Here is a 12,664-nt window from a genome sequence, read left to right on the forward strand (position 1 = left end):
ATCCGCATGAGTGGGGCTTTTGCGTGTGTTTATGAATGGTTCTCGATAACACACGGCATAATGCGCGCCGTGATGAACAGTAATGAATGAACGAGGCGGCGACGTGTTGAAGAAAACCCTGTTCCAGTTGCACTGGTTTTTCGGCATCAGTGCCGGGCTGGTCCTGGCGTTGATGGGCATCACCGGGGCGACGGTGTCGTTCCAGGACGAGATCCTGCGGGCCTTGAACCCCCAGGTGCTGACGGTCGAGAAGCAACCGGCCGGGGTCCTGCCACCCGCCGAACTGGTGGAGCAGATCGAAGCCGCGTCCGGCCAGACCGTCGCCATGCTCTGGGTCGAGACCGACAGCGGCAACGCCGCCCGGGTGATCTTCACCGCGCCGCCCGGGGAAAAGCGCGGGGCCATGCGCTATTTCAATCCCTACACCGCCCAGTTCATGGGTGACGTGGTGGGCCAGGATTTCTTCGGCCTGATGCTCAAGTTGCACCGGGTGCTGACCCTCGATGAAGTCGGCCGGCAGATCACCGGGGCCTGTACGCTGATCCTGGTGTTCTTCTGCCTGTCGGGCTTGTACCTGCGCTGGCCGCGCCAGTGGAACAGCTGGCGCGCCTGGCTGACCCTCGACTGGGCCAAGAAAGGCCGCAGCTTCAATTGGGACCTGCATTCGGTGGCCGGCACCTGGTGCCTGCTGTTCTATCTGCTGGCGGCCCTGACCGGATTGACTTGGTCCTACGAGTGGTACAACAAGGGCGTGACCCGCCTGCTCTCCGATGCCCCCCAGGAAGAACGCGTGCGCAACCGCGGACCGGCGCCAAGCGGCCCGCCGCCGGTGGCCGACTACCGCGCCATGTGGAGCAGCATCTACAGCGCGGCCGGCCCGGACCTGTCCGCCTACAACGTGCGCATGCCGCCAGTGGCCGGGCAACCCGCCACGGTGTTCTACCTGCTGAAGGACTCGCCCCATGACCGGGCCCTGAACCAGCTCATGCTCGACCCGGCCATCGGCGCCATCAGCCGGCACAGCCGCTACAGCGACAAGAGCTTCAAGGCGCAGTTACTCACCAGCGTCTATGCATTGCACGTGGGCAGCTATTTCGGCCTGGTCGGGCGGATCCTGGTGACGGTCGCCGCCCTGGCCATGCCGCTGTTCTTCATCACCGGCTGGCTGCTCTACCTGGACCGACGCCGCAAGAAACGCCAGGTCAAGCAGGCTCGCCAGGCCCTGGCCGCCCTGCCGGGTGACGGGCCGGCCTGGTTGATCGGCTTCGCCAGCCAGAGCGGTTTCGCCGAGCAGTTGGCCTGGCAGACCGCCGGCCAGCTCCAGGCCGCCGGGTTGCCGGTGAAGGTCCAGGCCCTGGCCGGGGTCAGTGAGCGAGACCTGTGCAGCGCCACCCATGCGCTGTTCGTCGTCAGCACCTTCGGCGATGGCGAAGGGCCGGACAGCGCCCGCGGTTTCGAGCGCAAGGTGCTGGGCCGCGCCCTGGGCCTCGAACACCTGAAATACGCGGTGCTGGGCCTTGGCGATCGCCAGTACGAACACTTCTGCGGGTTCGCCCGGCGCCTGCACGCCTGGCTGTCCACCCATGGCGGCAAGACCCTGTTCGCGCCGGTGGAAGTCGACAGCGGCGACCCGTACGCCCTGCGCCACTGGCAGCAACAGTTGGCCGACTTGACCGGCCAGGCGCCAGCCGACGCCTGGCAGGCCCCCGCCTTCGAACCGTGGACGCTGAGCCAGCGCACCCTGCTCAACCCCGACAGCAGCGGTAGCGGCGTGTACCTGCTGGGCCTCACGGCGCCCGGCCCGAGCAGTTGGCTGGCCGGTGACCTGGTGCAAGTGCTGCCACGCAATGCCCCGTGGGCCATCGAGCATTTCCTCGAAGGCCTCGGCATCGCCGGCCACGCCCGCGTCCAGGTCGATGGCCTGGCCCAGACCCTCGAACAGGCCCTGAGCAGCCGCCAGTTGCCGGAAAACCGCGCCCATCTGGTGGGCCTGCACGCCCAGGCGCTGGTGGATGCCCTGGCCCCGCTGGCGCTGCGCGAATACTCCATCGCCTCGATCCCGGCCGACGGCGTACTGGAACTGATCGTGCGCCAGGAACGACACGCCGACGGCAGCCTGGGCATCGGTTCCGGCTGGCTCACTGAACATGCGCCGCTGGGCAGCGCCATCAACCTGCGGGTACGCCGCAACAGCAGTTTCCACCTGCCGCCCCAAGGCGTGCCGATGATCCTGCTCGGCAACGGCACTGGCCTGGCCGGCCTGCGCAGCCTGCTCAAGGCCCGCGTCGCCGAAGGCATGCAGCGCAATTGGCTACTGTTTGGCGAGCGCCAGCGCGAACACGATTTCCACTGCCGCGATGAGTTGCAGGAATGGGTGACCTCCGGCGACCTGGAACGCCTCGACCTGGCGTTCTCCCGGGACCAGGAGCAGAAAATCTACGTCCAGGACCGCTTGCTGGAATCGGCGGCACTGCTCAAGCAGTGGCTGGCCGACGGCGCGGTGATCTACGTGTGCGGCAGCCTGAAGGGCATGGCCTCTGGGGTGGATCACGTGCTCAACCTGGTGCTGGGCCGCGAGGAAGTGGAACGGTTGATCGAGCAGGGACGGTATCGGCGGGATGTCTACTGACAGACACCCATCGTAACGACCCCTTGTGGGAGCAAAGCTTGCTCGCGATAGCGGACTGTCAGTCAGCCGCTTATTGACAGATATACCGTCATCGCGAGCAAGCTTCGCTCCCACCGAGTCTCCTGGCGCGACTGACAGTCACACCGGCTCCAACTTCTTCTCGAACACCGCCACCCCTTCGAGGTCGCGCAGCACCACGCTCATCGCCCCGCTCTGCCCATCGATGTTCACTTCGCCAAAGAACTGGTAGCCGGCAAACGGCGAGGTGTTCTGGGCCGGGGGCGCCTTCTGGAACACCACCTCGGGGCCGAAGGTCTTGTCCAGGGCATTGGGGCCGAAGCTGCCGGCGTTCAACGGCCCGGCGACGAATTCCCAGAACGGCTCGAAATCCTGGAACGCGGCTTGTTCCGGGTGATAGTGATGGGCCGCGCAATAGTGGACATCGGCGGTGAGCCACACGTAATTGCGCACCTGATGCTTGCGCAGGTAGCCGAGCAGTTCGGCGATTTCCACTTCACGGCCCTGGGCCGGCCCCGGGTCACCGTTGGCGACCGCTTCCCAGCGCGGCACGCCAGGGCTGACTTCGCCATCGGGTACGCCGAGGCCGATGGGCATGTCGGCGGCGATGACCTTCCATTGGGCCCGGGACTGCTTCAATTCGCGCTTGAGCCAGTTCAACTGCTCGCGACCGAGAAACGGCTTGGCCGCGCCGAGGTTGGCGTCGTTGGCTTCGCGGTAGCTGCGCATGTCGAGCACGAACACGTCCAGCATCGGCCCGTAGCCGAGCTTGCGATAGATCCGCCCGCCGCCATCGGCCTTGTGCAGGCGCATCGGCGCGTATTCCAGCCAGGCCTGCCGCGCACGTGCCACCAGGGTGTGGATATCCTTGGTCTGGTAGCGCTCGTCCAATTGCTTGCCCGGCGACCAGTTGTTGACGACTTCGTGGTCGTCCCATTGCCAGATCTGCGGCACCTCGGCGTTGAAGCGCCGCAGGTTTTCGTCCATCAGGTTGTAGCGGTAGTTGCCGCGATATTCGTCCAGGGTCTCGGCGACCTTGCTCTTGGCTTCGGTGGTGAGGTTGCGCCAGACGCGGCCGCCTTCGGTGGTGAGCTGCGCCGGGACCGGACCGTCGGCGTAGATGGTGTCGCCGCTGTGGATGAAGAAGTCCGGCAGGCGCAAGCGCATGGCTTCGTAGATGCGCATGCCGCCGATGTCCGGGTTGATGCCGAAGCCCTGGCCGACGGTGTCGCCGCTCCAGACGAAGCGAATGTTGCGCTTGAACCGCGGCACGCTGCGCAGGTGGCCGAACCAGGGCTCGCTGGCGACGCTGCTCTGGGCATCTTCGAAGCGCACCCGGTAGAAAATCGCCTGGTCGGGCGGCAAGCCGGTGAGCTCGACCCGGGCGGTGAAGTCGCTGCGACGGTCGGCCAGCGGCGAAACCACGCGTCGCGGATTGCGGAAATGGCTGCGCGTGTCCCACTCCACCACCATCCGCGCCGGGCGGTCGCTGCGGCTCCAGATCATCGCCCGGTCGCCCTGCAAGTCGCCGGACTGCACGCCATCGGTCAACACCGGGCGATCCTTGACCGACGCCATCACCACCGGCGCCAGCCCCGGCAACAACAACCCCGCCCCCACGGCCTGCATCACACGACGACGGTCCAGGTCGAATTCGCTCATGGTGTTCTCCCGTAAATGGGAAGACTTAAGCATGGCTCTATGAAGTGGGTGTGACAGAAACTTTGCACCCCCCCCAAAAAAACCACTGTGGGAGCGAGCTTGCTCGCGATGGCAGAGTGTCAGGCGACCTATTCGTCGACTGGTGCACCGCTATCGCGAGCAAGCTCGCTCCCACAGGGGAGAACAGGGTTGGTCAGGCCTTCGCCGGCTCCAGCGCCATCTCCACCGCTTCCGGGCGCTTGAGCAACGCATACGCCACGCCGGTCACCAGGCTGCCCGCGACGATGGCCAGCAGGTACAACAGCGCGTGGTTGATGGCGTTGGGGATCAGCATCACGAACAGCCCACCGTGGGGCGCCATGAGCTTGCAGCCGAAGTACATCGACAACGCACCGGTCAACGCACCGCCGGCGATGCTGGCCGGGATCACCCGCAGCGGGTCCTTGGCGGCGAACGGGATCGCGCCTTCGGAGATGAAGCACAGCCCCAGCACCAGCGCCGCCTTGCCGGCCTCGCGCTCGGTCTGGGCGAACTTGCGGCGGGCGATGAAGGTGGCGATGCCCAGGCCGATCGGCGGCACCATCCCGGCGGCCATGGTCGCGGCCATTGGCGCATAGCTTTGCGACGCCAACAGGCCGACCGAAAACGCATAGGCGGCCTTGTTGATCGGCCCGCCGAGATCGACGCACATCATCGCCCCCAGCAGCACGCCCAACAGGATGGCGTTGGTGGTGCCCATGCTGTCCAGGAAATGGGTCAAGCCTTCGAGCATGCCCGCCACCGGCTTGCCGACCACATAGATCATCACCAGGCCAGTGAACAGGCTCGCCAGCAGCGGGATGATCAGGATCGGCTTGAGCGCTTCCAGGCTCTGGGGCAGGCGCGCGTAGCGGTTGATCGCCTGGGCCGCATAGCCGGCCAGGAAACCGGCGATGATCCCGCCGATGAAACCGGCGCCCAGGGTACTGGCCAGCATCCCGCCGATCATGCCGGGCGCCAGGCCCGGACGGTCGGCGATGGAATAGGCGATGTAGCCGGCCAGCAACGGCACCATCAACTTGAACGCCGTGTCGCCGCCAATCTGCATCAGGGCCGCGGCCAACGTGCCGGGTTCCTTGAACGCGGTGATGCCGAACACGAACGACAACGCGATCAGCAAACCGCCCGCCACCACCATGGGCAGCATGAACGACACGCCCGTCAGCAGGTGCTTGTAGACCCCGGTCTTCTCCGGCTTGGCCGGGCCTGCGGTGCCACTCGACACGCTTTCCTGGCGGCCTTCGGCCAGGGCTTTTTTCAGCGTGGCTTCGGCTTGCTTGAGGGCGATGCCGGTGCCGCACCGGTAGATCTTCTTGCCGGCGAAACGCTCGGTGGCGACTTCGATGTCGGTGGCGAGCAGGACCACATCGGCCTCGGCGATGGCCTCCGGGCTCAACGGGTTGCGCGCGCCGACCGAGCCCTGGGTTTCGATTTGCAGGTCGTAACCCAAGCGTGCCGCGGCCTGCTGCAAGGCTTCGGCGGCCATGAAGGTGTGGGCGACGCCGGTCGGGCAAGCCGTGATCGCCACCAGGCGCGGCGCGTGCTCGGTCGAAGTCGCCGGCGCTTGCGCGAACACCTCGGCCTCGCCCAGCACCTGGGCCTCTTCGGCGCCGCGACGCAGCACCGCATCAACGTCCTGGAGGGCCAGGGCCGGCGTGCTGCGAAACACCCGCTTGCCAACGAACCGGGCCAGGTCCACCGGGCCGCTGGCCACCAGCAAGACCCATTCGGCCGCTTCGAGGGTCGCCGCCGACAACTGGCGTTCCGGATGGGCCGCGTCATGCACTTCGACGCTGGTGCTCCACCCCTGGCGTTGCGCCGCCGCGTCCAGCAGGCGGGCGCACAACACACTGGTGACCATGCCGTTCGGGCAGGCCGTCACAATGGCTAATTTCATTCTCGCGAACCCTCTTATTGTTCGGTCAGGGGGCGCACGCGCACACCCTGTTCAAGCGACGCCAGCAACGCGGTGTCGCGAATGCCAAAACCGATCTGCGTAACCGCCATGGCAGCGATGGCGGTGGCCGTGCGCAGGGTCTGCTCCGGGGCTTGCGCGCCCAGCAGGCCGTGCAGCATGCCGGCCAGCAGCGAGTCCCCGGCGCCCACCGTGCTGGCGACGCTGACCTTGGGTGGCGTGGCATGCAGGGCCGAACCGACGCTGAACCAGTTCACGCCGTCGGCACCGTGGGAAATCACCACATGGTCGATGCCCTGGGCATGCAGGTGCTGCGCCGCTCGAGCCTGGGCCTGTTCGCTCACCACCTCGCAACCCAGCGCATCGGCCAGCTCCTCGGTGTTCGGCTTGATCAGCCACGGACCCGCCGTGAGGGCGACGCGCAAGGCTTCGCCACTGGTGTCGAGGGCAACGTTCAGGCCGAGTGCTTTCAAGCGGGTGATCAACGCCTGCAACCACTGCGGGCTGACACCACGGGGCAGACTGCCGGCCACCACCACCGCGTCATGCCCGGGGGCAATCCGTTCCAGGCGGTCGAGCAATGCTTGCTGCGCGGCGGCATCCACCACCGGCCCCGGACCGTTCAGGTCGGTGATGCGGCCGTCCTGCTCGGCCAGCTTGATGTTGCTGCGGGTTTCGCCCGGCACGCGGATAAACGCGTCGGCGAACCCGCGCTGGGCGAACAGCGTCTCGAACGCCTGGGCGTTGTCCTGGCCGAGAAAGCCGCTGACCGTCAGCGTGTGGCCGAGATCGGCCAGCACCTGGGCGACGTTCACGCCCTTGCCGGCGGCATGGGTGTGCATGCCATCGCTGCGGTTGACCTGGCCCGGTTCCAGGCGCGCCAGTTCCACCGTGAGGTCGAGCGCCGGGTTGAGGGTCAGGGTAAGAATCTTCGCCATTACAGCGCCTCCACTAATGCGCGCACGTCATCGGCGCTGCCCACGGCCAAGGCCTCCTGGGCCAGGGTTTGAACACGCGCCAGGCTCAGTTCGCGCACGCGTGCCTTGACCTCGGCGATGCTGCGGGCCGAAACGCTCAACTCATCCACCCCCAGCCCCACCAGTACCGGCACCGCCAGCGGATCGGCCGCCAGCTCGCCGCACACGCCGACCCACTTGCCCTGGGCATGGGCGGCGCGCACGGTGATGTCGATCAATTGCAGCACCGCCGGGTGCAGGCCATCGGCCTGGGCCGACAGGGTCGGGTGACCGCGGTCGATGGCCAGGGTGTATTGGGTCAGGTCGTTGGTGCCGACGCTGAAGAAATCGACTTCCTTGGCCAGCACCGGCGCCAGCAAGGCGGCGGACGGCACTTCGATCATGATCCCCAGTTGCAGGTCCGCCACCGGGATTTCCCGGCGCAGGCGCTCGGTCATCGCCCGGGCCTGGCGCCATTCATCGACACTGCCCACCATCGGGAACATGATCCGCAACGGCCGGTTGTCGGCCGAACGCAGCAAGGCGCGCAGTTGCGCTTCCATGACCTGCGGGCGCTGCAACGTCAGGCGAATGCCGCGCACGCCGAGGAACGGGTTTTCTTCCTTCGCGATCGGCCAGTACGGCAGCGGCTTGTCGCCGCCGACATCGAGGGTGCGCACCACCAGCGGGCGACCGGCCAGGCCATCGAGGACCTTGCGGTATTCGACTTCCTGGGTCGCTTCGTCCGGCGCCTGGGTGTGGGCCATGAAAATCAGTTCGGTGCGCAACAGGCCAATGCCTTCGGCACCCTGCTCCACCGCGCTGCCGACACCGGCGCTCTCACCGATATTGGCGAACACTTCCACGGCGTGGCCGTCGCGGGTCAGCGCCGGTTGGTGGCGCTGCTCGGCGGCCAGCTTGAGGCGCTGCTCGCGGGTATCGCGTTCTGCCCTGGCCCGTTGCAGGGTATCGGCATCGGGTTCCACGTGCAGGCGTCCGCGCTGGCCGTCCAGCAGCAGGGACGTGCCCGGTGCCAGCAGCAACACCGCCTCGCCAGCCCCCACCAGCGCTGGAATGCCAAGGGCCCGGGCGACGATGGCGCTGTGGGCCGTGGCACCGCCGCGGGCGGTCAGGATCCCGGCCACCCGGCTCGGGTCCAGGCGCGCCACGTCGGACGGACCGACTTCGTCCATCACCAGGATGTAGGGTTGCTCAGGCTCGTCCGGGGTCTGCACACCACACAGTTGCGCCAACACCCGGCGGCCAACATCACGCAGGTCGGCGGCGCGCTCGGCGAGCAAGGCATCCTGCAAGGCTTCCTGCTCCTTCGCGGCGGCTTCGATCACCCCCATCCAGGCGGCTTGCGCACTCTCACCCAGCTTCAAGCGGGTGTCGACTTCGTCGGTCAGTTCCGGGTCGTCGAGCATTTCCTGGTGGGTGATGAAGATCTCGCGAATGGCCTTGGCCTTGGCCCGCTCGATCAGGCCTTCGATGTCGCGGCGCACCTGGGCCAAGGCGTTTTGCAGGCGTTCGCGCTCGATGGCCGCCGACTCGCCGCGCAGCGGGTAGTCGATGGCTTGCAGCACCTGGATGTGGGCCGGGCCGATGGCGATCCCCGGCGCCGCAGGCACCGCCTGGATCAAGCTTCCGGCTTCGGGGGCCAGCACCACGGTCGCGACGTCGGCCATCGGGCTTTGCTCAGGCGTTACCGTTGGCGGCAGCGGCTCGACATCCTCGCCGAGGCCCTCTTCGACAGCCGCCAGCAAGGCTGGCAACGCGTCGGCGGCGATGCTCGGCTCGGCGACGAATTCCAGGACCTGGCCGCGCCGGGCACCCAGGCTCAGCAACTTGCTCAGGCTCTTGACCGACACGGCACTGTCCTGGCCGTCGGCGATGCGCACGCGGATCTCGCCATCAAAGCTTTTCGCCAACTGGGCGAGGACCTTCGCCGGGCGCGCGTGCAAGCCATGGGCATTGGCCAGGCCGATGCGCGCGCTGGGCCAGTCGGCGGGCAGTTCGCCGCCGAGCACTTCCAGCACCTTGCGACTGCTGGTGGCGCGGCCCAGTTCGTGGCCGCGACCTTCGATCAGCAGCGCACAGAGCCGCTCCAGCAACGTCTGGTGGGCCTCGCCGAGGCTGGCGAGACAGAACAGGCCGCTCAATGGCTGGCCGAGGTAGCGGATCGGCTTGTCCGGGGTGACGAAAGCCAGGCCCGGGCGCTTGACCGTCTGCTCGCTGTGCAGCCACCACAGGCCATCGCCCAGGGGCAGCGCCTCGACCTGCTGCAACACACCGGCAAAGCCGTTGCTCACGCAATCGGCCTGGCGCAGCAGGCGGGCACCGCGCCACACCAGTTCTTCGAAATCGTCAGCCGACACCCCCAGGCCGATCATCTGCGCGTCCAGCGCCAGCTCCTGGGGCGCGCCTTGCAGCAGCTTGAGCAACGCTTCGGCAGACCCGGCACGGCGCAAGGCCTGGCCCAGGTCCGTCTCGCCAAGGGCACGGGTCAGCAATTGCAGGAGGCGCAGATGCTCGTCGGACTTGGCCGCGATACCGATGGCCAGGTAGACAATCTGCCCATCGCCCCAATCCACGCCTTCCGGGAATTGCAGCAGGCGCACACCGGTGGAATAGACCAGGTCGCGGGTTTGCGGGGTGCCATGGGGAATGGCGATACCTTGGCCAAGAAAGGTCGAGCCCTGGGCTTCACGAGCCTGCAAGCCGGCGAGGTAGCCGTCAGCCACCAGGCCATCGGCCACCAGTTTGTCAGCGAGCAATTGCAACGCAGCGTCTTTATCCACCGCCGTCTGGGCCATGGATATCTGCTCTAGAGTGAGCTCGAGCATGCCTTCTCCTTTTTGGCGTCCGGTTGGCGCCAGGTATTGTTTTGAATGAATCAGCTTAGCGCTGCAGGACAGCTTTTGGCGGTATCGCGGCAGTGCGGCCAAAAATCATGCTAGCCTTGAAAATACGCTTGCTGAAACGTTTAATCTAGAAAGATTGGCACGTTACTCGATAATCTCCCGTCGTTGAAGTGCAACTTGTCGTCCGCCACCGGGCAGTGACCTTCGGCACGAATCGGGTAGGATGGCCCTCATGGTCGGGTCAAACTCGAAAAAACAAGGAAAAACCGGTTGAAACTCAGTGATATCGCCCAGTTGGCCGGTGTGTCCGTGACCACCGCCAGCTATGTCATCAACGGCAAGGCCGAGCAGCAGCGCATCAGCCACGCGACCGTCGAGCGGGTGCGTGCGGTGGTCGAAGAACATGGCTTCACGCCAAACCCCCAGGCCGCCGGGCTGCGCAGCCGGCATACGCGCACCCTGGGCTTCATCCTGCCAGACCTTGAGAACCCCAGTTACGCGCGCATCGCCAAGTTGCTCGAACAAGGTGCCCGGGCCCGCGGCTACCAGTTGCTGATCGCCAGCTCCGATGACGCGCCCGACAGTGAACGGCAATTGTTGCAACTGTTCCGCGCCCGGCGCTGCGATGCCCTGATCGTCGCCAGCTGCCTGCCGGCCGGCGACGACAGCTACCAGCAATTGCAGGCCAAGGGCATTCCGATCATCGCCATCGACCGGGTGATGGAGCCGACCCGGTTCTGCTCGGTGATCAGCGATGACCGCCAGGCCAGCCTGCACCTGACCCGCAGCCTGCTGGAGACGAACCCGCGGCAGATCGCCCTCATCAGCGCCCGCCCGGAACTGAGCATCAGCCAGGAACGGACCGCGGGTTTTCGCGACGCGTTGGCCGGGTTCGACGGCCAGGTGCTGATCGAACACGGCGAGTCCTTCAGCCGCGAATGCGGGCGCCAATTGATGGATGAAATGCTCGCCCGCCTGGGCCACTTGCCCGACGCGCTGATCACCACCTCCTACGTGCTGCTACAAGGCGTGTTCGACGCTCTGCACGATTTCCCGCTGAAATCGCGTCCGCTACGCCTGGGCACGTTTGGCGACACGCAATTGCTGGACTTCCTGCCGCTACCGGTCAACGCCATGTCCCAGCAGCACCAGCTGATCGCCGAAAAAGCCCTGGAACTGGCGCTGGCAGCCATCGAGAACAATGACTACCAACCCGGCGTGCAGGCCATCGCGCGGACGTTCAAGCAACGCATCCACCAGGGCTGAGGCATGCAACTGATCGACACCCACACCCACCTCGACTTCCCCGACTTCGACGCCGACCGCCCGGCCCTGCTGGCCGCGAGTCGTGCGTTGGGCGTCCGGCAAATGGTGGTGCTGGGGGTGTATCGGGACAACTGGCAGCGGGTCTGGGACCTGGTGCAAAGCGATCCCGACCTGCACGCCGCCCTGGGCCTGCACCCGGTGTACCTCCAACAGCATGGCGCCGAGGATGTCCTGCACCTGCGCGACTGGCTGACCCGCCTCGCCGGGCATCGACAACTGTGTGCCGTGGGCGAAATCGGCCTGGACTACTACCTCCCCGAACTGGACCGCGAGCGCCAGCAGACGCTGTTCGAAGCCCAACTGGCGCTGGCGGCGGAGTTCGAACGGCCGGCGCTGATCCACGTACGCCGCAGCCACGCCGCCGCGATCGCCACACTCAAGCGCCTCGCCAACCCACGCGCAGGGATCATCCACGCCTTCGCCGGCAGCTACGAAGAAGCCCGCGAGTACATCAAGCTCGGCTTCAAACTCGGCCTCGGCGGCGCCGCAACCTGGCCCCAGGCCCTGCGCATGCACCGGGTACTGGCCAAACTACCACTGGACGCGGTCGTACTGGAAACCGACTCACCCGACATGGCCCCGGCCATGTACCCCGGCCAACGCAACAGCCCGGCGCACCTGCCAGCGATATGCGAAGCGCTGGCCGGGATCATGGCGGTAACGCCTGAACGACTGGCCGAGGCCAGCACCGCCAACGCCCGCGAATTGTTCAACTGGTAGAACCTTAGGGGTGGACTTGCTCGGGCGGTGAATCAGGCAGCAGCCTTTGTTGACTGATATACCGCTATCGCGAGCAAGCTCGCTCCCACAAAGGATTTGGGGAGGCCGCAAGAGCCAGGTTGGCTGGCAGCCGCCTTCGCGAGCAGGCTCGCTCCCACAGGGGGGTTTGGGGATGGCCGCGAGAATCAAGTCGGCGCCAGGCCGCCTTGCTTTTGATCTTGATCTTGATCTTGATCTAACCGCCCCATTAACCACGCTGGCCGAACGCAGGTCTTGCGCAGTGGGCAACCCGGCATGGATGCCGGGTTAGCCGCGCTGGGCCATGGATGGCCCTTCGCGGCGGGCCCGCGGAGCAAGACCGGAGTGAGGGCACACCGAGCCGCAGGCGAGGTGCCGAGTGGTGGGGCGTGTACGGGACAACCACATGGGTTACAAAAAAGTGCATTCACATAGGTGACACTTTGATTGAAACATAGCCGTTTTTAGCGTCCCTGGCGTTGACGTGGCCTAGGATCACCGGACCAAAGATCACATT

At 66.2% G+C, this 12,664-nt stretch carries 7 protein-coding genes; 3 read left to right on the forward strand and 4 right to left on the reverse strand.

Annotation, left to right across the window (positions count from 1 at the left end; genetic code table 11):
- Window positions 1–103: 103 nt before the first annotated feature.
- Entirely contained in the window at window positions 104–2,629 is a 2,526-nt protein-coding gene (locus Q6A48_RS23655) for a PepSY domain-containing protein (RefSeq protein WP_304556831.1), read from the forward strand.
- 138 nt (window positions 2,630–2,767) lie between these two features.
- On the opposite strand, the gene Q6A48_RS23660 is transcribed toward Q6A48_RS23655, so the two are convergent.
- The 4 genes from Q6A48_RS23660 to ptsP all read right to left on the reverse strand — a co-directional run bounded on the left by Q6A48_RS23660 (window position 2,768) and on the right by ptsP (window position 10,065).
- Window positions 2,768–4,309 carry an alkaline phosphatase D family protein gene (locus tag Q6A48_RS23660; protein ID WP_304556821.1) on the reverse strand — a complete coding sequence of 514 codons (1,542 nt, stop codon included), beginning with the start codon at window positions 4,307–4,309 and terminating at the stop codon, window positions 2,768–2,770.
- Window positions 4,310–4,502: 193 nt separating this feature from the next.
- Window positions 4,503–6,245: a PTS fructose-like transporter subunit IIB gene (locus tag Q6A48_RS23665; protein WP_304556822.1), complete on the reverse strand. Its 1,743-nt coding sequence runs from the start codon at window positions 6,243–6,245 to the stop codon at window positions 4,503–4,505.
- 14 nt (window positions 6,246–6,259) lie between these two features.
- Window positions 6,260–7,201, reverse strand: coding sequence for a 1-phosphofructokinase (gene pfkB, locus Q6A48_RS23670; protein ID WP_304556824.1), 942 nt, complete (start codon window positions 7,199–7,201; stop codon window positions 6,260–6,262).
- Window positions 7,201–10,065: a phosphoenolpyruvate--protein phosphotransferase gene (gene ptsP / locus Q6A48_RS23675; protein ID WP_304556825.1), complete on the reverse strand. Its 2,865-nt coding sequence runs from the start codon at window positions 10,063–10,065 to the stop codon at window positions 7,201–7,203. The genes pfkB and ptsP overlap by 1 nt, the downstream gene beginning before the upstream one ends.
- Window positions 10,066–10,353: 288 nt before the next feature.
- Between ptsP and cra the strand changes: the two genes are divergently transcribed.
- Window positions 10,354–11,349 (forward strand): catabolite repressor/activator, encoded by a 996-nt coding sequence (gene cra / locus Q6A48_RS23680; protein WP_304556827.1) that lies wholly within the window; start codon window positions 10,354–10,356, stop codon window positions 11,347–11,349.
- A gap of 3 nt (window positions 11,350–11,352) precedes the next feature.
- Window positions 11,353–12,129 (forward strand): TatD family hydrolase, encoded by a 777-nt coding sequence (locus Q6A48_RS23685; RefSeq protein ID WP_304556828.1) that lies wholly within the window; start codon window positions 11,353–11,355, stop codon window positions 12,127–12,129.
- Window positions 12,130–12,664 lie beyond the last annotated feature (535 nt).

This window comes from Pseudomonas citrullilanati (assembly GCF_030580855.1).
In the GTDB taxonomy this organism is placed as follows: Bacteria; Pseudomonadota; Gammaproteobacteria; order Pseudomonadales; family Pseudomonadaceae; genus Aquipseudomonas; species Aquipseudomonas citrulli.